Origin of the sequence: Snodgrassella alvi, assembly GCF_040741455.2 — a bacterium.
In the GTDB taxonomy this organism is placed as follows: Bacteria; Pseudomonadota; Gammaproteobacteria; order Burkholderiales; family Neisseriaceae; genus Snodgrassella; species Snodgrassella alvi_E.
The window spans coordinates 482,044-505,106 of the sequence record NZ_CP160328.2; the positions used below are offsets into that span (position 1 = coordinate 482,044).

Below are 23,063 nucleotides of genomic sequence, written 5' to 3' on the forward strand. Positions count from 1 at the left end.
CCTGTTATTCGGCCGTACAGCCTGGGCTAACGGCGTTCTGATATGTGTGGTTTGATTGTGTTATATGGAATAGTTGAGGCTGAAGCCAACGGTGGTATTGGCGGTACGGAAGTACTGGGGTTTATATATTGGTTTGCCGGCAAAGATGTCGTAATACCACTGGCCGCCGGCTTTCATCTGGCCTTTGAAGCCGATAACGGCACCAGCTAGTGTTTTACCCAGCTGCATTTCGGTGGCGGGACCGGCAACGTGGCCGATATCCAGCCCCAGATATACCTGATGGGTACCTAGATATTGCCAGCTGAGGTTGTTGTTCCAGTACCAGCCTCGTTCTCCCATGAGGGTGACTTCGCCGTCAAATCCGCGCACGGTATAACGGCCACCGATGGAAAGCTGGTCTTGGGTAATTAAGGGGGTTTTGTTCCACTGGCTGTGAAGGGAGCTGTCGAAGCTGAGGCGTTGTCTGCCCAGGGTGAATGGCTGCGTGTAGCCGATGTCGGCTGTGATGATTTTCATGCGCGATGTGCCTTCGCCAAATTCTTCTTCGGGTGCCCGCAGGCTGTGATCGGCACCGGTACCACGGCGGTAACCTAATCCGATGTTGACGGTGCCATTACCTATGTATTCTTGATGATTTAGGTTGACTGCCCAGCCGGCAGTATGCCGTTGCTGTACTTCGATTTCGGCATCGTTTACGTAATTATGGGATTGCCGACGCCATAATTTGGCGGTGATGTCGGTTTTGCGGTGGCTGTCGCGATACAGCAGCCGCGTTAGTCCGATGTCGCTGTTGTCGCTTTTGCCGTTGTAGTCGTAGTTTTCGTTGTATCCGGCTACGGCCTGATGATAACGGTAATGGTTGCGGTTATACGCTATCAGCCAGTTGCCATAAGGTATTGAGTAATGCAGTGCATAGCCACGGGTACCGCTGCCGGTACGGTTGCCATCGCTGTCCATTTGACTGTCTTTGCTGCCTAAATCATGGTTGTAGTTGATATAAAATAAATCACTTAGTCCTAATGGATTATCTGCTGATAATGTGACGCCTCCCTGATAACGCCCTGTGGAATGGCTGCCGGAATCGTCTGCGTTAAAACTTATACGAAAGGGAATGGTTCGTTGTGACCAGCTGATGACGATGTCGCTTTCGTTCGGTGCTTCAGCCGGTACTATCTGGATATCAGCTTCGGCGGTGGGAACGCGACGCAGGTTTTCTAGTCCCTGCTCTAGCTGCCGCAGATTCAGGATGTCTCCGGCTCTGGCTGGAAATTCGTTCTGGATGCGGCGAATACGCTCTACGTGGGTGGTTGCTGCATTGTCTAAATTGTAACGGATGGTATGGATTCGCCCCGGAATGACGCTGAGCTGTAAGGTGCCGCTGGTAAGATCCTGTGGTGTGGCTAAAATACGGGTGGTGGTGTAGCCACGTTCGATGACGGCATTCTGTGCCAAGGTCATGATCTGGTTGATGGCTTTGCTGCCTAGGCACATGCCTGCGGTAAACTGGCTCTGGCGCTGCGCTTTTTTTAGGGCAAACTGGAACCGGCTGGCTTCTTCTCCTGTCAGGGTGATGCTGTTGATGGCAAAACACGGGGTTTCGTTGGTTATCAGTTTGTCTGTCTGTGTTGGGTTTTCTTCTTGTGGCTGTAGACGAATATTTACTTCAGGCTGCATTTGCTGCTGAAACTGCTGCTGGCGCTGCTGTTCACGAATGATTTGCTGTTGCTGCTGACGGTCCAGCCGGGAAGCTACTTCTGATACCGGAGAGGCGTAAACACTTATAAGACCACTAGCCAAGAAATTGATAAGCAATACGATTTTATGTAGATACATTTTGCTCTTTAAATATGTAAAGTAAATTATGACTGCCTGTGATCCATGTAGCTCTAAAGATAGGCAATATTGCCTTTAATAATGAGGCTGGTATTTTCGGCTTTGAATGGATAGTAAAGAGTAATGAATATAATTTTATGGTGATTTTTATTCATTTAATCTGGCTGGTTTATAAAAATATTGCGTTGTAGAATGCTGCCCCTATGCTAAAAATGAAGCAATTAGTCTGAAGATTTCAAATACTGTTTTATTTCCACATAATTTATAAAGAAAATTACTTGAGGTTAGACTTCTGTTTATTGCAACTACAATAATGGACAAATCTGTAAAAATATTAGTAATAGGAAGACAATTTTTTCAGAAAGTTTCCAAAAATTATAATCGTCATGATTGCTTTTTAATATTAATTTTTATTAAGAACATTGGAATTTAGTCTATTTAATTACTACTAATATGCATATATGATATTAACAAATTAAATAAATATTATAATAACATTATGATATATATAATAAATATTTTTATTCAAATTTTATTCAATATTATTTTCAGATAAAGACTTTAGCATTAATGAACTGTTAATTTTTAGCAACAATATTAGCATTATCTCTTGATTGCCTATCTAAAATATGAGCCATATGCCATAAAAGATAATGAGATTAATTGATTAAATAGGGGTAAATAACCTGATTCTACTCATGATGTAGTAACTTTGAAAAATCGCATCGTGAAGGTTACTGAAATTTAGAAATCTGAAAAATTTCAAATATGCTATTTGTATGGAATTGGTTTTATGAATGAGGGGAGAAATAAGCAATACATGTAAGAGACATACTTATAGTCTGCGTATTCATACTTGGCGGGCCTTTCTTACATCTTTTCTACTCCAATTAAAATCAGCTTTTTTAAAAAGTCTATATGAATTATCTGGAAAAAATATTGGGTGACAAATCACTATATTGAATTGCAATTGCCCAGATGTAGATATTAAACTTAATAGGAGGAAAAAAGATTTTTATTCTAAACATTTGTTTGCAGTTAAATAGCTGATTTCCTTTAATACTTGGTCATTATCAATAAAATGAATAGTTTGCCATCCTCTTTTTTGAGCGGCTACACAATTTTCTTCTGTGTCATCAATTAGGATACAGTGTTGCGCAGTTGTGTTGGCTTGTTGCTCAGCTATTTGAAAGATGGTCTGGTCTGGCTTTCGGCAGCCAACCTTACAAGAATCCACTATTATATCCAGCACGTCATCAAGGTTTATCATAGGCCGCCAGTAAGCTTCCCATTCTCTGACATTATTGGTTAATAAACCTATGGTGAATCCGGCTTTCTTTAGTTGCCGAACTTTATCTATCATAGGTGTATTTGGTTGAATATTTTCAAACCATTGACGCCCGAAATGTTCCAGATCGGCTTTTGAAGTGTCAATATTTGGTTGGAGCTGGGTCAATCTGTTTTTTACCCGTCTGCCCCACTCTTGCTCACTGATTAAACCAATTTCTAGAGGCTCGAGTCCTGTATAGCCAAATTCAGCAGCAGTGTCTTTTACAGCTTGCAACATGATATTTGCTGGTAATTGGGTTTTCTGCTGGTATTGATAGATAATTGCTTTAATTGGTGGCGTAAGTACGCCCCCGAAATCAAACCAGAATATAGGCTTATTCATGATAATGACTCTGCTTTAATGGGATAAAATTTTAAAGGTGACGTCTACACTCGCCATTGTTTTGTCTTTCTGTTTTATCACAATAGGGAACGTAATGGTCTGATTTTCTTGTGAGGTGTCCAGTACCATTTTTGCTTTATCTATCACGCAATCTACATCTGACCCTAATTCACAAAAGGCTTTGAAATTCAGGCAGCAAGAGATTAACTCAAGCAGATTTGCCGGTAGTTGAAAACATTTTCTGATAGCGATTAGAGCTGTTTGTTTGCAAAGTTCTACTAAGACCATGCCTGAAATATGGTCTACTTCATGGTCACAAAGTGCCGAATAGCTGGGATCGAAACCTAAAGTTGTTTGAATAGTTGCGTGATTTTCAATCAGGTTAGTTGCTACGACATTTTTACTCAGGTTTTTACCAACCATAAATGCTGGAAGAGGAAAGTAATTTTCAGAATAATCATTGCCAAGCGAAACAGATTGAATGGCTGTTTTTTTTCTTAATTTGGTCCATAGTGCTTGGTTTAGCCAGTGCATGGTGGTCTGTGAATGAGCACACGGTAAATTGTTAATATAAAGTTGTTCACTTAATGTTAGACCGGTTAAAGTATCGCGTTTGGTTTTAAATGTCAGTATTTTAATGTCTATAAACACATCAGCTGGATAGTTAATCATTTTTAACAATTGATGATTTTTAATTTTTAATTGTGTGTTATCAATGATGAAAATATTGGAAAATGGTATCTGATAGAATTGATGTGTGATGCTAATGGCTGCCTGCCGAAATATTTCCTGTAGCAATATCGCATCATAATATCCCGTAAGATTATCATTGAAATACATATGCGTACGCGGAAGCTGTGCCGTGACTAGAAACTGATCTTGTTTGGTAGTTTTTATTGAAGTGATAAACACTTCACTTATGGCACGTTTATGTACCAATTTTTTGTTAATGCATTGAGCAGAATATGCCTTTGTCCCCACACTATTTTCATGCTGTAAATCCATTTTTCAGCCCCTATTTAAAATTTTATACTAATCTGCAATTGATTATTATTATGTTTTGTATAGGTGGCAAATATAATCCGTGAATTATTTTAATGTGTTGTAAATTTTCAAAAAAATTTTTATTAAGTATTTATATTCAGGCTCGCTTGGAATTTTATTTTCAGATACTTTGCAGTTATCAATTCTTTTCAATGCCGTTTGGTAGCCACACATAATATTAAGAGGTTTATATTAACTAGCTTTCTGATTGTGTCTGAATCGTTGTTTTTTTATATTTAGCTTGCAGTGTTATTTTGAGTATTACAGTAAATATAAAATGGAAGTTTTTTCTTTAATTAAGAAAAAACTTCCTTTGATGGCCAATACACTATGATTAATATCTAAGGTTGGATGATGTAGGTTCGTGTAATGCTTTTTAGTTGTTGCCAAAGTGATGATGCTGTATCCGTTGATAGTTGTACCAGTTTTTCTGATTAGCCATTAAATTTGTTTGGTTATGTTGCAGCTGGTTATAATTTTGAGAATCATCTTTAATGTCCATTCCGTCTTCATGAGTTTCTGCAACGGTAACACTGCCTGACTGAACTTGCTGCTGAAACTCCATTTTGCGTGCTTTCTTATCGAGCATGGAAATATGAATTTCAGTATCGTATATGCTCTTCAGCTCCAGCAGCTTTTGATATGTGGCAATTAATTCTTTATTTTCAGGAGTGCGCATGATTTGCCCTTCAAGAAATTCACGGCACTTATTAAATTCTTCGGTTCTCATGGCTGTCTTATTTTGATATTCATAATAATAATTAATTTTACACCATTTAATCTTTTAAGCGTTGGAAAAATGAGTATATGACAAATTTATGCTCAAGTTGTATTGAAGCTACAAGTCAAATCTATAGTGGCGTTTAATTAATTGGATGAATCTATTGATATTTATGTTTCAAAATAAGAAATTGATTTGTTGTTGCTGAATGGTTTGTATATTGGATGGTTTTTCTGCTTAAATTTTAAGCACCTTAAAATTGGATTGATTCATCTTGTTTTTTTTAAGTTATCCACAGATATACTCACAAATTTTGTGAAATTTTAGTCAGGCATCTGCCCTAACAGCATAAAATGTATTTAGCATATAAATATTCTTTACAATATGATTTATATAAATTTTTATATTTTTATGATGTAGCACAAACTTTGCTTAATTTTTAAATATTGCGCGTTACTAAGGAAAGAGGCATGTCTGATTATGCTTTGAAGTTTGATACAGTTTTGGTTCCGAAGTTGGGGCGATGATGTTCATAAAATCAATTGTTTCTTATCATTATGGAAACAATCTATCAATACAATATAGTGATAATTCAATGCTGTTTAGGTGTGAGGAATTGAGCAATCTAGGCTGTTAATAACATCACTATTTATTAAATTTATAAATCAGCAAGTTATAAATTAGACTCTATTTTAGCCATTTTAGGTCTTGACATTAATTTTCTCATACCAATATATCTATTAATTAAAATTTTAATGAAGGAAATCTGATGCGATTCGATAAGCTTACAGCAAAGTTTCAGCAGGCATTGCAGGATGCTCAGAGCATTGCTTTGGGTCAGGATGCCGGATATCTTGAGGCTGTTTTTGTATTGAAAGCCTTGCTTGATGATGTGGATAGTGGCAGCGCTGCAATATTGACACAGGCTGGGGCCAATCTGGCACAAGTGAAACAGCAAGTTGAAACCACTATTAATGGTTTACCTAAGGTATCTGGTCAGGGCGGTGAAATTCTGCCGAGTACCGAGTTACAGCACATTTTGAACTTGATGGATAAGGCAGCTACCAAGCGCAATGATGCGTATATCGCCAGTGAATTATTTCTGCTAGCTGCGGTACAGGAAAATGGGCAATGTGGCCGTATTTTGAAACAAGCAGGCGCTACTGAAGATAAATTAAATATGGCTATTGATGCCGTACGTGGGGGGGCAAGTGTGGATAATCCTAATGCAGAAGACCAACGTGAAGCACTGAAAAAATATACAACAGATTTAACAGAAAAAGCCCGTGCCGGCAAACTGGACCCTGTAATCGGACGAGACGATGAAATCCGGCGCACTATTTTGGTGCTGGAACGGCGTACCAAAAATAATCCGGTACTGATTGGTGAACCGGGTGTAGGTAAAACTGCTATTGTTGAGGGCTTGGCTCAGCGGATAGTTAATAATGAAGTACCAGACTCTTTACGCAATAAACGGCTGCTGATGCTGGATTTGGCGAGTTTGATTGCCGGTGCTAAATTCCGAGGTGAATTTGAAGAACGGCTCAAGGCTGTATTGAACGATTTAGCTAAAGATGAAGGCAATACAATAATTTTTATAGATGAAATTCATACTCTGGTTGGTGCTGGTAAAGCTGATGGAGCCATGGATGCAGGTAATATGCTCAAGCCAGCGTTGGCGCGTGGAGAATTGCATTGTATTGGCGCAACTACTTTGGATGAATACCGCCAGTACATTGAAAAAGACCCAGCCTTGGAACGGCGTTTTCAGAAGGTGCTTGTGAAAGAGCCTACGGTTGAAGATACCATTGCAATTTTGCGTGGCTTGCAGGAACGGTATGAAATTTATCATGGTGTGGAAATTACCGATCCGGCTATTGTGGCCGCAGCTGAATTGTCTAACCGGTATATTACTGACCGCTTTCTACCCGATAAGGCAATTGACCTAATTGATGAAGCTGCTTCACTGATTAAGGTGGAAAGCCAGTCTATGCCGGAAAGCATGGATAAGCTGAAACGGAGAGAAATTCAGCTAGAAATTGAGCGCGCATCTTTGGTGAAGGAAGATGACGAAGCCAGTAAAAAACGTCTGGCTTTACTGGATGAAGAACTGGATAACGTTAAGCGTGAATTTGCCAATCTGGATGAAATCTGGAAAGCCGAGCGTGCTAAAGCCCAAGGCAGTGTAACCATTAAAGAACAGATTGATCATCTTAAAGTTCGTATGGATGCACTAAAACGTGAAGGCAAATGGGAGGATGTGGCCAAGCTGCAATATGAGGAATTGCCACGACTTGAAGCTCAGTTACAGGCAGCAGACAGCGGTCAGCATGATACACAGCCAAACAAACTGTTACGCACTAAAGTTGGCTCGGAAGAAATCGCAGAAATTGTATCACGTATGACAGGTATCCCAGTATCGAAAATGATGGCTGGTGAACGTGAAAAACTGCTGAAAATCGAAGAAGTATTGCATGAACGTGTGGTAGGTCAGGATGAGGCTGTTAGAGCTGTAGCTGATGCAATTCGCCGCTCACGTTCTGGTCTGGCTGATCCTAATAAACCTTACGGCAGCTTTTTATTCCTTGGACCTACCGGTGTAGGTAAAACAGAGCTATGCAAAACACTGGCTAGCTTCCTGTTTGACAGTGAAACTCATCTTATTCGTGTAGACATGTCGGAATACATGGAGAAACACTCTGTAGCACGCCTAATTGGTGCGCCTCCCGGCTATGTTGGTTATGAAGAAGGCGGCTTCCTGACCGAGCAGGTACGACGTAATCCTTATAGTGTTGTGTTACTGGATGAAGTGGAAAAAGCCCACCCAGATGTTTTCAACATTTTGTTACAGGTACTGGATGATGGGCGTTTGACAGACGGACAGGGACGTACTGTCGATTTCAAAAACACGGTAATTGTGATGACATCTAATATTGGTAGTCAGGAAATCCAGAAGATGGTGAGTGATGATTACGAAGCCATTAAAGCGGTTGTAATGGAAGAAGTAAAACAATACTTCCGCCCTGAGCTGATAAACCGTATTGATGAAGTGGTGGTTTTCCATAGTTTGAATCAGTCTAATATCCGTGCAATTGCGAATATTCAGCTCGCAGGGCTGCGCAACCGCTTGGAAAAAATGGATTTGCACTTGCAAGTTGACGATGCTGCTCTGGATGTACTGGCTAAAGTGGGCTTCGACCCTGTATACGGAGCCCGTCCTTTGAAACGCGCTATCCAGACGGAAATTGAAAATCCGCTGGCTAAGGAATTATTAGCTGGTGATTACGCGCCTGACAGTACGATTATGTTAACTGCTCAGGATGGTGTTCTGACATTCGCCTGATTGTTGTAAAAGAAACCTGCTCAAAAGCAGGTTTCTTTTTAATAATGCATAACAATTGTATAAGCATAATTTTTGTATGATCAGAATTCGATTGATGGTTCATGAAATTGTCAGTTTCTAACTACATCTTTTTTATTGACTGATTTCTCATCAATCTTAAAAATAAATTCTCATTAATGTATTCCAATATTTAAACTTTATTCGTTTAAATAATTAAAATTATTAATTTTCAAAATTGTATTTATTAATATCATTCAAAAACTTTGATTTTAATCTCTAATAAGACTACATCCATTAAAATATAATTTATTAACATATTTACAACTCTATTTTAAAAGTAAGATAATGTTATTATCGCTTTTAAATATATTAGCGATGCATTACTTTTTATAGTTGTGATATTTTTTGGGAGATTTATATGCACTCTTCTTTAAAAACAATAAAAATAGCGCTATTAACGTTATGTCTTTCAGCTGCGTTTAACACTCAGGCAAACACAATTCAGAATAATTGCAAAACGCTACATCTGAATAACTGCCCTACACCTGTTGACAAAAAACTGCCAAATGTTAAAAACATGCTGACATGGAATCAGCAGCAGCGTGCAATTGGTTTTCGTAATGATTACCGCTCGTATGCTGGTGATGTGTTTCATGCAGCAGGCGGTAAACCTTTACCACGTGCAACACAAAATCTTAATCAGGTAAGTTATCAACTTCATGGCCAGTCTTATCTGTTGAAAGACTATTTAAAACGCAACAATGTAACCGGTATGATGGTTATAAAAGATGGTAAAGTGGTTTGGGATTATTATGCCAACGGTAATAACCCAACGACTTTATGGACGTCCCGGTCTGTAGGTAAATCGATTGTATCCACTCTAGTGGGTGTGGCTCTTAAAGAAGGTAAAATCAAATCTCTAGATGATAAGGTGGTCAAATATAATCCTGATGTACGTGGTACTGCATGGGAAAACGTTACAATTCGTCAATTGTTGCAACATACTTCTGGTGTTAACTGGAACGAAGACTACACCAATCCTCAATCTGATTTTGCGCAGCTAACCCAATGTGAAGCACATCCCAACACTTATACCTGTGTCAACAATCTAGTCAAAAACCCACAACGTAAGGCCTACGCCAAACCAGGTACAGCTTGGTCTTATTCTTCAGGTGGCGCATGGTTGCTAGGTGATACTCTTGAAAAAGCCACTGGTGAAAATATTGCCAAATATCTTCAGGATAAAATCTGGCAGCCTTTTGGCATGAGTCGTGATGGTGTATGGCATAGTTATGCGGTGGGCAAACATGATGTTGGTGCTCATGGTTTTAATGCCACACTTGAGGATTGGGGTAAATTTGGCCTGTTTGTGATGAATAACGGCAAATTACCAAATGGTCAGCAGATTCTGCCGGCAAACTGGGTAAAAGATGCGCGTAGCTGGAATCAGGCAAAAAATTCAGTAAGCAAGCTACATCCAGAGGGTACTTATGGTTATGAATGGTGGAATAATAGTGTACCGGCTAATGCTGCTGATGTAGCACCCAAAACTGGGCTAAACAGTAAAGATACCATGTGGGCTCTGGGTATTTACGGGCAGATTATAATGGTTAATCAGGCGCAAAAACTGGTTATTGTACAGTGGTCTACATGGCCGAAAGCTGAGCCTTCTATGCTGGAGCAGCCATTGGAAGCTTCACTGATGTTTAATGCCATTGCCAACAAACTGGCTTCTTAACTGCTATTATTAAGCTTAAGACCCTGCACCAGCAAGCTAAAACACGGTTGCTGGTGCTTTTTCTTGTATATATTAGATGAAAGAAATTGATTGTGGCAAAAGAGATTGAACGTAAATTTCTGGTAAGAGGCAATGGCTGGCGGGGTCTGGTACCTGCAAATCATTATTGTCAGGGCTACCTTTCCACCATCAAGGAGCGCACAGTGCGTGTGCGTTGCTGTGAAAATGAAGCATGGCTAACCATTAAAAGTACAACTAAAGGCATTACGCGTACAGAATTTGAATATCCTATACCGCCGGACGAAGCACGATATATGATTCAGCATCTGGCCGAACAACCTATTATTGAAAAATATCGTTATTGCATACCATTGAATGGTCTTGTGTGGGAAATTGATGAATTTCTGGGCGCTAATCATGGACTGATTGTAGCTGAAGTGGAACTAAACCATGCACAGGATGAAATTATTTTGCCAGAGTGGATTGGCGAGGAGGTATCAGATGATCCACGCTATTACAACAGTAATCTGGTCAGCAAGCCATTTAGCCAATGGTAAAGTAAACTTTTATTGAAGCCAAACTGGCTTAACTGACCATAGATGTGTAGTTTATTCTTCACCCAACAGTTGTTCCCGACTTAGCAAGAATACAAAACCATCGCCACCGCTAGTGGATAGCCATGTAAATGGCAATTCTGGAAATGCCTGCTCAAGTATTTCTCGGTTATGACCAATTTCTACCACTAATACGCCATGAGGATTCAGATAACGAGCAGCCTGCTGAATGATTTGTCTGGTTACATCCAGCCCATCTTCACCACTGCCAAGTGCCAGCTCAGGTTCATGTAAATATTCTTCCGGCAGCTGCTCAACAGACTCTGCATCCACATATGGCGGATTAGAAACTATCAAATCATACGTATTGTCTATACCAGTAAATAAATCTGTATGAATTAAATTAATTCGTTCCTGCAATCCATAGTTTTCTACATTGATTGCGGCTACTTCAAGCGCATCTAGACTGATATCAACAGCATCAATTACCGCATCTGGATAGCAATGCGCCATCTGGATTGCCAGCGCCCCACTACCAGTACACAAATCCAGTGCACTGTGTACCAGCTCGTCATATTCAATCCATAACCGCAGAGGTTCGCCTAATAGTTCGTAAATAAATGAACGTGGCACAATCACACGTTCATCCACATAGAATTCATATTCGCCCTGCCAAGCCTGATTGGTTAGATAAGCTACAGGTATACGCTCACTGATACGGCGCTGTACCAGATGAAGCAAGGTACCTTTTTCTGTATCCAGTAACCGCGCATCTAAAAAAGGCTCCAGAGTATCCAGCGGCAAATGTAAGGTATGCAAAATCAAATAGGCAGCCTCATCATAGGCACTATTATTTCCATGGCCGAAAAACAGTTTGGCTTCTTCAAACTGACTGACAGTAAAACGTAAAAAATCTCGTACACTATGCAATTGCTGTGCAGCTGCATCAAATACAGACATGAATCACTCCGGCAATAAAATCAAATGCAGATTATATCAGCTTGTGCGGAAATCTTTCGGAGGCTATTCTGGCTTGCTGTACGTTCAGTAATGAGGGAGTAAGCGCTGATTATGCGGATGATTGACAAACGGCTTCAGCAAACGACGGAAATAGAGTAGATGCGAATGGTGTCTACTATCACCGGTCAGTGCCAGAAAATAATCTTGTACCAGTTGTGCCTGCTGCTCCATATTAAGCTGGCCGAAGTATTTAATTTCATTCAAAGGCGGATAACGGTAGGCACGGCGGTGATGATAACCTGCTTTCATTGCTAGGTAGACACCGGCCAATAAAACCGGAAAACCATGCTGGCTCTGCCATACATGTATTAATTCATGAATTAGCCATGCTTGCCGGCTTAAAGAGGTGGCTACAAAATCATCTGTGAAATAAGCAGCTGGAAAATAAATACGATTGCCGCAGGTAATGGCTGCATGCTGATGAAACTGCCACCAAGCTCCGAAAACAATCTTTACTTCTGACCAATTAGCTGCATGACCAAGTAAATTTGTAACCAGACGCAATTCATTATCTGTTAACGAACGCTCTATCATATTAATTCCGGATATTACGGTGTGCTTTTCTGTACGCTACCCATTTCCAACCATTCCAGACCAAAAAATAGCCGAGAGCAGCCAGAATCATCCCTAGTACAGGTACGCCAACAAGCAAAGGTTTGCCAAATTGTATCACCCATTGCCAGAGCTCCGAACCCAGATGACCAATGGTTAAAGCCGGCAAGGCAGGCATTTCTACACCCCATTGCCCATACATCAGACCGGCACCTATTTCATAAGCACAGTAATAAAGAGGTACATAAGTTAACGGATTAGTATAGAGTGTAGTTAACAATGCCAGTGGTAAATGTGTACGAACAAGGTAAGCCACAATAAGTGCGGTAAAAAATTGTGTTGGACCTGGCATCAGACCACAAAACATTCCAACAGCCACTGCCGAAGCAGCCCGTTCACGACTAAGCTGCCAAAAATAGGGTCGGTCAAACCAGCGTGCGAATGGCTTAAACCAAGGCGAGGCAAATAATGAAGCTTGTGTCGGCATTTTGTATTTAATGTGCCGTATCCATTTAGCCTTTTTATTACGCATTACATCTCTCGGGATAAGAAAGCTGCATTGTTAAATATTCCCATACAGATCTAACTGAGTTGATGAAGTCGAAACCTTTTTTGTTTCATCTGCAAAAATTAATTTTTCTCATGCATACGATGTTTCTTTTTAACCAATACATACACCGCACCATCATTGCGCTCATTAGGCTGAGCATAGGCAATAACTTCGGGATGGGCCATCAGCCAGCGCCGTACCAGCGTTTTTAATATCGGCTGATAGTCTTTGGAGCCCAGACCACTGCCATGAACAATTTCGCCCACGACACCGTATTGCTGTATATATGCGATAAATTCGTTAAGCACTTCCTGTGCTTCTTCTTGTCTGTAACCATGTAAATCCACATAAGCCACTATCGGCCAATGTCTGGCTTGCAAACGTTTAATATCAGCCATACCACGGCCATTTTTACTAAACACCACAGGTGCACTATCTTCCTGATTTTCACCAATATAAAAATAGCTTTCCGTATCCAGCAGCTCTTCCAGCTTCTGACGCGGTTTAATCGGACTAGTGTCACGTGGATGCTGAAACTGATTTCTGGCTTTTAACGGCACAATATCCTTACCCATCGCTTCACTGAAAGTGATATCTGTTTGACGCTTTGCTGCTTGCTGTGCCCGTTGCTGCTCTTCAGCCTGACGCTGGGCTCTGGCCAGTTTACCCAGTTGTTGCAACTTTTCTTGAAATGAATTTTCAGCCATATGAGTAACCATTCATATCTAAATACCATTTCCATGATTTTAGCAGAGGCGCAAACTCCAAGTTAAGCTTGACCTTTATTAACTTTGTAAGCGTTTAAGATAGGATTCGTGCTGATTTTCAGTTATCCTAGTGCTGTATAGAATATATTCATTCAGGAACAGATTTTATGACGGCAACTAATGTCTCTCCAAGCTCAGGTAAAGAAACTGATGTCATTATTGTCGGTGCCGGTCCGGCAGGGTTGAGTCTGGCACGTGCACTGGCACCATCTGGACTATCAATTACCGTAGTAGAAAAGCAAGATTCGGCTACGCTGGCAGAACCACCGTTTGATGGCAGGGAAATTGCCCTGACCCATTACTCAAAGGAACTCATGCAACAGCTGGATATGTGGGACAAAGTACCGGCAAATGAAATTTATCCTTTGCGTGATGCCAAAGTAATCAATGGTTATTCGAATTATCAACTACATTTCGAACAACCCACTATGGCACGCGGTAAACCGGCGAATACTTTAGGTTTCCTAATCAGTAATCATCATATCCGCCGTGCGGCCTATGAAGCTGTCACCCCTTATAAAAACATCAACTTGATTGGTGGACATAGCATTATTGATGTCAGAAATGAAGATAGCAACCACATCGAAGCCACTCTGGATAACGGGCAAACCATAAGCGCTAGATTGCTCATTGCTGCTGATAGCCGCTTTTCAAACACTCGCCGTCAATTAGGTATATCCGCTCAGATTCATGATTTCGGACGTACGGTGATTGTATTCCGCATGCGTCATACCCTGAGCAATCAGCATACTGCTCTGGAATGTTTCCATTATGGCCGTACATTGGCCTTGCTGCCCTTAGAAGAAAATATGACCAACTGCGTGGTCACCATTAATAATGAACGCGCTGGTGAAATTCTAAATATGTCTCCTGCACAACTGGCGGCAGATATTACCAAGCAGCTCAAAGGCAAATTGGGTGACATGCATCTGGTCAGCACTGTGCATCATTACCCGCTTGTTGGCGTTCACGCCAATGCATTCTATGCCCACCGTAGTGCCCTGATTGGTGATGTCGCAGTAGGTATGCATCCGGTTACCGCCCATGGTTTCAATCTAGGGCTGAGTGGAGTTGGTATCTTATCTAAACTAATCATTGAAGCGGTCCAGAAAGGTAAAGACATTGGCAGCCAAACCCTATTGGCACAATACCAGCGCCAGCATATGCCGCATACACGGATGCTTTATCATGGCACCAATGCCATGGTGTCGTTGTTCACCAATGACAGCCATCCTGCTCGGCTGATGCGATCTCTGGTATTACGCATCAGCAATAATCTACCACCAGTGAAAAAACTTATCAGCAAACAGCTCACTGGCTGATATACAGATAATATTATGAAAAAATGCCTGCTTTAATTAATTTCTAGCAGGCATAATTACATAAAATTTTCTGAGCTAAATTAGACCCTGATTGATTTGCTGTAACAATGCCGAAGGATGCTCACTTTGAGTAATTGGACGCCCCATAACCAAATAGCTGCTGCCTGCAGCCAAAGCAGCTTTAGGCGTCATGATTCGACGCTGATCGTCTTTGATATCAGTACTGAGACGAATACCGGGTGTAACCAATAAAAACTCTTGTCCCAACTGCTGACGCAATAAAGTGGCTTCCTGTGCAGAGCAAACTACACCATTCATACCTGCTTGACTGCTCAATTCAGCCAAACGAACAACCGCTTCATCAATCGGCAGGTTTATGCCGGTTTCAGCCAGCTCTGACTGGGTCATACTGGTTAAAACTGTTACTGCAATCAATAATGGAGGCTGACTGTAATTGCTGACCGCTTCGGCTGCAGCTTCCATCATTCTGCGCCCTCCCGAAGCATGCATGTCCACCATCCATACACCCATATCAGCGGCTACCTTACAGGCAGAAGCAACAGTATTGGGAATGTCGTGATATTTCAAATCCAGAAATATTCGATAGCCTTGCAACACCAATTGTTCCACTAGATACCGTCCGGTAGCGGTAAACAACTCTTTGCCGATTTTGAGTTGACATAGACTTGGTTCCAGCTGCTGCACAAAATCAAGCGTTTTTTCCGCACTGGCAAAATCCAGCGCCACAATAACTGGCTTAGCTGGTTGATCAATCAACGTGGTATCTAGCATTAATGGATTCATACTTTATATAGAAAAAAATTACAAAATAATAAGGACCAGTTAGCTTGTCAGAAGAGGCTTATCAATCTGAATGGTTCTGCTTATAAAAAAAGATAACTAAACGCTAAGTCTGCTTAGACCAATCCGTTTCAGCTTGCAAACTAAATATCAATGCGGTTTGGCGTAAACGTTTCCCATTTATTGCAGGCTGGGCAATGCCAGAAAAACACTTGTGATTTGAAATGGCAGTGTCGGCAACGATACATCACAGATTTTTGCATCTGCATTCCCACTACTGAACGCATCATATCCACTTCCGCCTTCCATTTCGGGTTTATACTATTCTGCAAAACCCCGAGCAAACGATAAGTTCCCGTGAGTGTAGGTTTGCGCCGTACCAAATCAATCACAATCTCCGTAGCTTTGTCTTCACCATATATAGGTACTGACTTTTCATATATCACACCGGATAAATCCAACTGAGGAAAGGTCTGGGCAAATCCAATCAAAACTTCGATACCGTCGGCAGCTTTATGTAAACCATCATAAGCATCATACAGGCGCTCACCTACCTGACTCAGATACTCATAATTTTGCTTTTCTATTGCACTATAAGCATCTATCGCGGCCTGATAATTATGTTGTTTCAGCTCTACATCACCCAAAATCATATTCGCACGGCAGCATTTACGGTTTACCGCCAAAGCCTGAAAAATATATTCGCGCGCTTTATTGTATTCCGAATGGTATAAAGCCAGCTGAGCCAGCTCACAATAAAACTGGGCAATTTCAAACTGATATGTCTGATCACCAGTGCTTAACTCTTCAGCGAGTTTAATTGCTTTTTCCCAGTCGCGATCCTGCTGATAGATATTCAGTAGAATTTGTCGTGCCTGCCGAGCCTTACTGCCATCAAGCAAACCAACCAATATTTGTTCTGCACGATCCACTAGTCCGGCCGCCTGATAGTCTTGTCCGAGCTCAAAAGCAACAGTATCTCGTCGTTCTGCGATGGTTTCTGGTAATTCAAGCAAGCTTTGATGCAGAGCAATAGCTTTATCGTTTTCTCCGCGCTGGCGATACAGCTTACCTAGTGTCAGATGCAGTTCATATGTACTCTGTCTGGCATCATTCTGCTGATCCACTACTTCAGCAAGCTCACGTACCGCAACCGCACTTTTGTGTTCCGCCAGCGCATCCAAACTTTTGTAAAATCCTTCTGGAATAGCTTTTGCCTGTTTCAGCACAGCACGCATATCAACACGTGCCGCAAACCAACCCATGGCAAAAAAAACCGGTAATAAAAAAACTGGCGCCAGCCACATCCAAAAATCATTGCTATCCATGCTGATTATTTACCTTCTGCTCTTCAGAATGATTTTGGCCGTTCACACCTGCATTGGTGGCAATAGTTTCAGTATGGCCTGACTGACTGGCAGCTTTCGTTTGCTTATCAATTTTAACCTGCAATTGATTAACCTTACTGCGCAGTCTTAACAGACGACCAAACATAGCAAACACCCCAAACACCGCACCAATAATAAAAAATATCAGCAACAGTACAATCAGCGGTAAATTCAGCATCTGCCCAGGCAGATAATTAAATGTAATCAGTTGTGTATTACTTACAGCCAGTAACAGCAAAGCCAGTAACACCACTATCTTTATTAATGTGTAAATAATCTTCATACCCGTCTACCCCGTAAAGTACTGTTTTCAGAAAAAACAATCATATGCCAGATAACAGCCTGTTTAGCCGAGAAACAACACAGTTTAAACGATTTCACGGCTTTTTAGCAAAAGCAGCCCATGTTTTCAGCATTGGCAAGCAAAACAGGCAGTGTATAATATTTATGTTTACATAAAGTAACAGCAACCACTGGCTAAAGCTAAGACCCTAGGCTGTTGTTACATTGATTCTTGCACTGCCCAAGTCTTAGACCCAGTTTTGCCCTATCCCATGCAGAGCTGAGTTTCGGCCACGCAGCTTAATGTCTTATTTTGGAGAAGTTTTACTATGTCTATGGCCGATCGCGACGGTTTTATCTGGTTTAACGGTAATCTTGTCGACTGGCGAAATGCCCAAACACACGTTTTAACACACACATTACATTATGGCATGGGCGTATTCGAGGGTGTCCGTGCCTACGAAACCTCAAAAGGTGCCGCTATATTCCGCTTGCAGGATCACACCAAACGCCTGTTTAATTCTGCAAAAATTACCGGCATGCACCTGCCCTATACACAAGAACAGATTAATCAGGCTCACATTGAAGTAGTAAAGGCCAACAAACTGTCCTCCTGCTATTTCCGCCCTATGGCTTTTTATGGTTCTAACAAACTGGGGGTAGCGCCGGATCAGAATGATGTACAAGTCATAGTAGCAGCTTGGCCATGGGGTGCTTATCTTGGTGAAGAAGGCATGCAGCGTGGTATCCGCGTGCAAATCAGTTCATTTACCCGACATCACCCTAATATCACCATGATTAAAGCCAAGGCAAATGGCAACTACATGAATTCTATTATGGCCAATACCGAAGCCACTCGTAATGGCTACGATGAAGCCATTATGTTAGATGCTAACGGATTTGTAGCAGAAGGTTCAGGTGAGAATGTCTTTATTATCAATGATGGTAAACTTTACACGCCAGCACTGGATGCCGCACTCGATGGCATTACACGTCGTACTGTAATGGCCATTGCTGCAGATATGCAGTTAACGGTAACTGAAAAACGCATTACCCGTGATGAAGTTTATTGTGCCGATGAAGTATTCTTTACTGGTACCGCAGCTGAAGTTACTCCTATCCGTGAAGTTGATGGACGCACAATCGGCTGCGGCGCACGTGGTCCGCTGACTACTGAAATCCAGCAGCGATACTTCGACATCGTTCATGGCAAAAATGCTAAATATGAATCATGGTTAACCTATATTGACTAAAACTCAGCCAGCAGGCCTGAATAAAGGTATTTTCCGCCTATCAAGTCTGCTGGATTTTTTTGTCTTATTGCCGATGTAAGGAAAATATAATGAGTCATTCAGCTTTATCTATGATCACCATCACTCCTCATGATTTACCGCTGATATGCACCGGACCAGAAAACGAAACTTGGAACGGTCATCCACGCGTATTCTTACCGATTCAGTCAAACAGTAGCATAGAATGCCCATATTGCGGCCAGCATTATCATCTGAATGGGATTGCTGAACAGCACCATTGATAAATAATTACTCTGCATAGTAGTGTCAATATTAATCAACCGAGGGTATTGTGGTACAGTAATTACTAATTTTTCACTCAAGCATTGCAAGCATAAGAAGGATTTGTCATGACAGAAACCACACACAGCCGTCTGATCATTCTCGGTTCCGGACCTGCCGGCTATACCGCAGCCGTATACGCTGCCCGTGCTGGATTGAATCCTACTCTGATTACCGGTATGGCACAGGGTGGTCAGCTGATGACAACTACAGAAGTTGATAACTGGCCGGCAGATGTGAATGGCGTACAGGGTCCAGAACTGATGGAACGCTTTCTGGCTCACGCTGAACGTTTCGGTACCAAGATAGTTTTTGATCACATTAATCAGGTACAGTTGCAGCAGCGTCCATTTACTCTCACCGGTGATATGGGAACATATAGCTGTGACGCATTAATTATTGCCACCGGTGCATCCGCCAAATATCTCGGCTTACCTAGTGAAGAAGCATTTGCCGGCCGTGGCGTTTCCGCCTGCGCCACCTGTGACGGATTTTTCTATAAAGATCAGGATGTAGCAGTGGTAGGTGGTGGTAATACAGCCATTGAAGAAGCACTCTATTTAGCCAATATCGCCCGTACTGTAACCGTCATTCACAGGCGAGAAAGTTTCCGTGCCGAAAAAATCATGATTGATAAGCTACTGGAACGGGAAAAAGAAGGCAAAATTATTCTGAAACTCAATGCCAATGTAGACGAAATTCTGGGTGACGATTCTGGCGTCAACGCTGTAAGAATCAACTATACAAACAATGAAAGTGAGCTTCTGGCCGTAAACGGCATTTTCATTGCCATTGGTCACCAACCCAATACCCAGATTTTTAAAGGCCAGCTGGATATGGATGTCACCGGATATCTCATTACCAAAGGAGGCAATGAAGGTAATGTGGGTGCTACCAATATTCCAGGTGTATTTGCTGCTGGCGACGTAAAAGATCACATATACCGTCAGGCCATTACCAGCGCCGCTTCCGGCTGTCAGGCAGCTCTGGATGCAGACCATTATCTTTCCGTCTTAAGCAGCTAATAATTTTTTCAGATATTACCGGCCTATCGGCTTAGTAGCCTGCGGCCGGTTTTAAAGTTTCTACTCTATACTAGCATTTCGCCTAAAAGTAAATATTAGTTATAATGCGGGCTTTAAGCTAACACAAATCACGTTCAAGGATAATAAATATGGGCTTTTTGCAAGGCAAAAAAATCCTCATCACAGGTATGATATCGGAACGCTCTATTGCCTATGGTATTGCCAAAGCCTGTCACGAACAGGGTGCGGAACTGGCCTTCACCTATGTCGTAGACAAACTCGAAGAACGGGTACGTAAAATGGCAGCCGGCCTCGGCTCAGAACTGGTATATCGCTGCGATGTACAGAGTGATGATGAAATCAATCAGTTATTTTCTGACCTCGGTCAGAGCTGGTCGCAACTAGACGGACTGGTACATGCCATTGCTTTTGCACCCAAAGAGGCTTTAAACGGTGATTTTCTCGATAGCATTACCCGTGAAGCCTTCATGACAGCCCATGAAGTGTCTGCCTATAGTTTGCCTGCACTGGCCAAAGCGGCACGCCCGTTAATGACTGGTCATAACAGTGCCATTCTGGCGTTGACCTATCTTGGTGCAGTTCGTGCCATTCCTAATTATAACGTAATGGGCATGGCTAAAGCTTCTCTGGAAGCTGGTATCCGCTTTACTGCCGCTTGTCTGGGACAGGAAGGTATCCGCTGCAATGGCATTTCTGCCGGCCCGATTAAAACCCTGGCTGCCTCTGGTATTGCCAATTTCAGCCGCCTGCTGTCCCACGTTTCAGCACAAAACCCAATTCGCCGGAATATTACCATTGAAGAAGTGGGCAATACGGCAGCTTTTCTGTTATCCGATTTAGCTACTGGCATCACTGGAGAAATCACCTATGTTGACGGTGGCTACAGCATCAATGCATTGGGTGTACCGGAAGATCTAGTCAGTACCCACAATAATGCTTGATTAACAAAACGTTGTTCCAAGCTGCCTGAATTCAGAATCAGGCAGCTTTTATTATTTTTACACTGCATAACGCTTTCCCTGCATGCCTGCTGGTTTAATCGCGCTAATATAAATACGCAAGTATTTCATTTATAAGCCAACCATGGAGGCAAATATGAAATTTTTAGAACAGTTTAAAGCTTTTTTAATGCGAGGCAATGTCATTGATCTCGCTGTTGGTATGGTAGTCGGTACTGCATTTACCAATATGGTTAAATCATTGGTTGACGATGTAATCATGCCCCCTATTGGCTTACTAATTGGCGGAGTAGATTTTTCCAATTTGTTCTTTACCTTGCGTGATGGTGCCAAAGCCCCCGGCCCTTACGAGACACTGGGTGCCGCTCAGGCAGCCGGAGCCGTGACCATTAATATCGGTTTATTTATTAATACAGTTATTAGCCTGATTATCGTTGGCTTTGCTATTTTTATGGTGGTCAAAGGGATCAATCGTCTGCATAAAAGCCCACCACAGCAAAGCCATACCAAGCAATGTCCTGAATGCTGTACCGAAATTCCGCTTGAAGCAAAACGTTGTCCGAATTGCACTTCTGAGTTAAATTAATTTAAAAGATTAATCAGCATCCAAACCTAGTGTACACTGCACACAATTAATTAATTGATTCATACCCGATATGCAAAAGCTACATAAACCCTGTAGCTTTTTTTGCGCCAAAACCAAATGAGCATATTGCACGCCACAATGACACCAGATTCGCCTTAAATGCTCATGTAAATTGTTTTACCAGAATAAATCAATCAGACCAACAGGAACAGCAATGCAGAATCAGCCCACTCCATTTTATAACCCTCTTCTAAGCTATGAAGAAAACTATCAGCAAGGTCCTTTTGGTGCATTCAGTCTGACACCACCATCTATACCAGAGAAAAAGCAGCCAGAAACTTTTCTAAATCTGGAAGTGAATTTGCCTTTCGGTATTCCTGCAGGTCCATTACTGAATGCCAGCTTTATCAAAGCAGCATTTAACTATGGTTTTGATTTATGTGTGTACAAAACCGTACGTAGCCGTGCACATGCCAGCCACCCCCTACCTAATGTATTATCGGTGCACCCTGAAAACCAATTGTCTGCCGGCGTAGATACAGTTTTAGCTGATACTAATTACACCACGCCGTTATCAATTACCAATTCGTTTGGCGTGCCTTCCTTTAATCCTGATATCTGGCAGCCTGATATGGCTGCAGCTGTAAATGCTGCACATAAAGGGCAATTTCTGATTGGCAGTTTTCAAGGCACCGCCGGTAATGAAGCCAGTATCGAAAAAGATTATGCCAAAACTGCCCTTCTCGTAGCAGAAACAAAAGCTCCCATATTGGAGGCCAATTTAAGCTGCCCCAATGAAGGAGTAAACCAATTATTGTGCTTTGATTTTCCTAAGGTCGAACGCATAGCCAAGGAAATCAAAAACGCCGTACCTGATAAACCCCTATTTCTTAAACTTGCTTATTTTGCTAATGATGAAGCTATTTACCCGCTGCTGCACGTATTGGACGGTGTGGTAGATGGCTACAGTACCATCAACACATTGTCAGCTAGGCCGGTAAATGCAGATGGAAAACCAGCGTTGGGACAAAACCGACCTACAGGCGGGGTTTGTGGTGATGCTATTCGCTGGGCGGGCCTAGAAATGGTAGAACGTTTGCACAGATTAAGAACCCGACTAAATAATCACTTTGCCATAATCGGCGTAGGTGGTGTCAGCAATGCAGAGCATTATCTGGCTTATCGCGCAGCCGGAGCTGATGCAGTGATGAGTGCAACCGGTGCGATGTGGAACCCTCAATTGGCTTTGCAGATAAAAAGCAGTCTGAATAAATAAATAATTGCCGGTAACTTGATTAAGCTTACCGGCAT

General features: G+C 41.9%; 21 protein-coding genes. 10 read left to right on the forward strand and 11 right to left on the reverse strand.

Annotation, left to right across the window (positions count from 1 at the left end; genetic code table 11):
- Nucleotides 1-60: 60 nt before the first annotated feature.
- From ABU615_RS02300 to ABU615_RS02315, 4 genes are all read right to left on the reverse strand, one after another.
- The gene (locus ABU615_RS02300; RefSeq protein ID WP_370389125.1) at nt 61-1,833 is read right to left on the reverse strand and encodes a ShlB/FhaC/HecB family hemolysin secretion/activation protein; all 1,773 of its coding nucleotides are present in this window, start codon (nt 1,831-1,833) and stop codon (nt 61-63) included.
- 1,015 nt (nt 1,834-2,848) lie between these two features.
- A complete protein-coding gene (locus tag ABU615_RS02305) occupies nt 2,849-3,505 on the reverse strand; it encodes an HAD family hydrolase (RefSeq protein ID WP_370389126.1) in 657 nt (218 codons plus the stop codon).
- A 15-nt stretch (nt 3,506-3,520) separates the two neighbouring features.
- The gene (locus ABU615_RS02310) at nt 3,521-4,510 is read right to left on the reverse strand and encodes an AfsA-related hotdog domain-containing protein (RefSeq protein WP_370389127.1); all 990 of its coding nucleotides are present in this window, start codon (nt 4,508-4,510) and stop codon (nt 3,521-3,523) included.
- A gap of 415 nt (nt 4,511-4,925) precedes the next feature.
- A complete protein-coding gene (locus ABU615_RS02315) occupies nt 4,926-5,279 on the reverse strand; it encodes a hypothetical protein (RefSeq protein ID WP_100141483.1) in 354 nt (117 codons plus the stop codon).
- 760 nt (nt 5,280-6,039) lie between these two features.
- Here ABU615_RS02315 and clpB point away from each other — a divergent pair.
- The 3 genes from clpB (at nt 6,040) to ABU615_RS02330 (ending at nt 10,908) form a co-directional block, all read left to right on the forward strand.
- Nucleotides 6,040-8,613 carry an ATP-dependent chaperone ClpB gene (clpB, locus tag ABU615_RS02320; protein WP_267403366.1) on the forward strand — a complete coding sequence of 858 codons (2,574 nt, stop codon included), beginning with the start codon at nt 6,040-6,042 and terminating at the stop codon, nt 8,611-8,613.
- Between the two features lie 418 nt (nt 8,614-9,031).
- Complete coding sequence (locus ABU615_RS02325; RefSeq protein WP_267390005.1) at nt 9,032-10,351, forward strand: serine hydrolase; 1,320 nt, start codon at nt 9,032-9,034, stop codon at nt 10,349-10,351.
- 92 nt (nt 10,352-10,443) lie between these two features.
- Complete coding sequence (locus ABU615_RS02330) at nt 10,444-10,908, forward strand: CYTH domain-containing protein (RefSeq protein WP_370389128.1); 465 nt, start codon at nt 10,444-10,446, stop codon at nt 10,906-10,908.
- Nucleotides 10,909-10,959: 51 nt separating this feature from the next.
- Here ABU615_RS02330 and prmB read toward each other — a convergent pair whose 3' ends face one another.
- The 4 genes from prmB to ABU615_RS02350 all read right to left on the reverse strand — a co-directional run bounded on the left by prmB (nt 10,960) and on the right by ABU615_RS02350 (nt 13,734).
- Entirely contained in the window at nt 10,960-11,865 is a 906-nt protein-coding gene (prmB, locus tag ABU615_RS02335; RefSeq protein ID WP_100156429.1) for a 50S ribosomal protein L3 N(5)-glutamine methyltransferase, read from the reverse strand.
- 84 nt (nt 11,866-11,949) lie between these two features.
- The gene (locus ABU615_RS02340; RefSeq protein ID WP_370389129.1) at nt 11,950-12,459 is read right to left on the reverse strand and encodes a type IV secretion protein Rhs; all 510 of its coding nucleotides are present in this window, start codon (nt 12,457-12,459) and stop codon (nt 11,950-11,952) included.
- Nucleotide 12,460: 1 nt separating this feature from the next.
- Nucleotides 12,461-13,009, reverse strand: coding sequence for a DUF2062 domain-containing protein (locus ABU615_RS02345; protein ID WP_370389130.1), 549 nt, complete (start codon nt 13,007-13,009; stop codon nt 12,461-12,463).
- A gap of 98 nt (nt 13,010-13,107) precedes the next feature.
- The gene (locus ABU615_RS02350; protein WP_370389131.1) at nt 13,108-13,734 is read right to left on the reverse strand and encodes a Smr/MutS family protein; all 627 of its coding nucleotides are present in this window, start codon (nt 13,732-13,734) and stop codon (nt 13,108-13,110) included.
- A 167-nt stretch (nt 13,735-13,901) separates the two neighbouring features.
- Between ABU615_RS02350 and ubiM the strand changes: the two genes are divergently transcribed.
- Nucleotides 13,902-15,116, forward strand: a complete 1,215-nt coding sequence (ubiM, locus tag ABU615_RS02355; RefSeq protein ID WP_267408843.1) for a 5-demethoxyubiquinol-8 5-hydroxylase UbiM — start codon at nt 13,902-13,904, stop codon at nt 15,114-15,116.
- A gap of 75 nt (nt 15,117-15,191) precedes the next feature.
- On the opposite strand, the gene pyrF is transcribed toward ubiM, so the two are convergent.
- From pyrF to ABU615_RS02370, 3 genes are all read right to left on the reverse strand, one after another.
- Nucleotides 15,192-15,920 (reverse strand): orotidine-5'-phosphate decarboxylase, encoded by a 729-nt coding sequence (gene pyrF, locus ABU615_RS02360; RefSeq protein WP_370389132.1) that lies wholly within the window; start codon nt 15,918-15,920, stop codon nt 15,192-15,194.
- A gap of 140 nt (nt 15,921-16,060) precedes the next feature.
- Nucleotides 16,061-17,245, reverse strand: coding sequence for a lipopolysaccharide assembly protein LapB (gene lapB / locus ABU615_RS02365; RefSeq protein ID WP_100152083.1), 1,185 nt, complete (start codon nt 17,243-17,245; stop codon nt 16,061-16,063).
- Nucleotides 17,238-17,588 (reverse strand): lipopolysaccharide assembly protein LapA domain-containing protein, encoded by a 351-nt coding sequence (locus ABU615_RS02370; RefSeq protein ID WP_367487904.1) that lies wholly within the window; start codon nt 17,586-17,588, stop codon nt 17,238-17,240. The genes lapB and ABU615_RS02370 overlap by 8 nt, the downstream gene beginning before the upstream one ends.
- A 328-nt stretch (nt 17,589-17,916) precedes the next feature.
- Here ABU615_RS02370 and ABU615_RS02375 point away from each other — a divergent pair, with 328 nt between their 5' ends.
- From ABU615_RS02375 to ABU615_RS02400, 6 genes are all read left to right on the forward strand, one after another.
- A complete protein-coding gene (locus ABU615_RS02375) occupies nt 17,917-18,840 on the forward strand; it encodes a branched-chain amino acid transaminase (protein ID WP_100152085.1) in 924 nt (307 codons plus the stop codon).
- Between the two features lie 89 nt (nt 18,841-18,929).
- Nucleotides 18,930-19,121: a zinc-finger domain-containing protein gene (locus ABU615_RS02380; RefSeq protein ID WP_370389133.1), complete on the forward strand. Its 192-nt coding sequence runs from the start codon at nt 18,930-18,932 to the stop codon at nt 19,119-19,121.
- A gap of 108 nt (nt 19,122-19,229) precedes the next feature.
- Nucleotides 19,230-20,186, forward strand: coding sequence for a thioredoxin-disulfide reductase (gene trxB / locus ABU615_RS02385; protein ID WP_370389134.1), 957 nt, complete (start codon nt 19,230-19,232; stop codon nt 20,184-20,186).
- 149 nt (nt 20,187-20,335) lie between these two features.
- Nucleotides 20,336-21,148, forward strand: coding sequence for an enoyl-ACP reductase FabI (fabI, locus tag ABU615_RS02390; RefSeq protein ID WP_100141497.1), 813 nt, complete (start codon nt 20,336-20,338; stop codon nt 21,146-21,148).
- Nucleotides 21,149-21,302: 154 nt separating this feature from the next.
- Nucleotides 21,303-21,752, forward strand: a complete 450-nt coding sequence (mscL, locus tag ABU615_RS02395; protein WP_100141568.1) for a large conductance mechanosensitive channel protein MscL — start codon at nt 21,303-21,305, stop codon at nt 21,750-21,752.
- A 214-nt stretch (nt 21,753-21,966) separates the two neighbouring features.
- Nucleotides 21,967-23,028: a hypothetical protein gene (locus ABU615_RS02400; protein WP_369608330.1), complete on the forward strand. Its 1,062-nt coding sequence runs from the start codon at nt 21,967-21,969 to the stop codon at nt 23,026-23,028.
- The last annotated feature ends 35 nt before the right edge of the window (nt 23,029-23,063 follow it).

Coding starts and splice junctions, on each gene's coding strand:
- ABU615_RS02300 (WP_370389125.1), bottom strand. CDS start 1,833: ATGTATCTACATAAAATCGTATTGCTTATCAATTTCTTGGCTAGTGGT.
- ABU615_RS02305 (WP_370389126.1), bottom strand. CDS start 3,505: ATGAATAAGCCTATATTCTGGTTTGATTTCGGGGGCGTACTTACGCCA.
- ABU615_RS02310 (WP_370389127.1), bottom strand. CDS start 4,510: ATGGATTTACAGCATGAAAATAGTGTGGGGACAAAGGCATATTCTGCT.
- ABU615_RS02315 (WP_100141483.1), bottom strand. CDS start 5,279: ATGAGAACCGAAGAATTTAATAAGTGCCGTGAATTTCTTGAAGGGCAA.
- clpB (WP_267403366.1), top strand. CDS start 6,040: ATGCGATTCGATAAGCTTACAGCAAAGTTTCAGCAGGCATTGCAGGAT.
- ABU615_RS02325 (WP_267390005.1), top strand. CDS start 9,032: ATGCACTCTTCTTTAAAAACAATAAAAATAGCGCTATTAACGTTATGT.
- prmB (WP_100156429.1), bottom strand. CDS start 11,865: ATGTCTGTATTTGATGCAGCTGCACAGCAATTGCATAGTGTACGAGAT.
- ABU615_RS02340 (WP_370389129.1), bottom strand. CDS start 12,459: ATGATAGAGCGTTCGTTAACAGATAATGAATTGCGTCTGGTTACAAAT.
- ABU615_RS02345 (WP_370389130.1), bottom strand. CDS start 13,009: ATGCGTAATAAAAAGGCTAAATGGATACGGCACATTAAATACAAAATG.
- ABU615_RS02350 (WP_370389131.1), bottom strand. CDS start 13,734: ATGGCTGAAAATTCATTTCAAGAAAAGTTGCAACAACTGGGTAAACTG.
- ubiM (WP_267408843.1), top strand. CDS start 13,902: ATGACGGCAACTAATGTCTCTCCAAGCTCAGGTAAAGAAACTGATGTC.
- pyrF (WP_370389132.1), bottom strand. CDS start 15,920: ATGAATCCATTAATGCTAGATACCACGTTGATTGATCAACCAGCTAAG.
- lapB (WP_100152083.1), bottom strand. CDS start 17,245: ATGGATAGCAATGATTTTTGGATGTGGCTGGCGCCAGTTTTTTTATTA.
- ABU615_RS02370 (WP_367487904.1), bottom strand. CDS start 17,588: ATGAAGATTATTTACACATTAATAAAGATAGTGGTGTTACTGGCTTTG.
- ABU615_RS02375 (WP_100152085.1), top strand. CDS start 17,917: ATGTCTATGGCCGATCGCGACGGTTTTATCTGGTTTAACGGTAATCTT.
- ABU615_RS02380 (WP_370389133.1), top strand. CDS start 18,930: ATGAGTCATTCAGCTTTATCTATGATCACCATCACTCCTCATGATTTA.
- trxB (WP_370389134.1), top strand. CDS start 19,230: ATGACAGAAACCACACACAGCCGTCTGATCATTCTCGGTTCCGGACCT.
- fabI (WP_100141497.1), top strand. CDS start 20,336: ATGGGCTTTTTGCAAGGCAAAAAAATCCTCATCACAGGTATGATATCG.
- mscL (WP_100141568.1), top strand. CDS start 21,303: ATGAAATTTTTAGAACAGTTTAAAGCTTTTTTAATGCGAGGCAATGTC.
- ABU615_RS02400 (WP_369608330.1), top strand. CDS start 21,967: ATGCAGAATCAGCCCACTCCATTTTATAACCCTCTTCTAAGCTATGAA.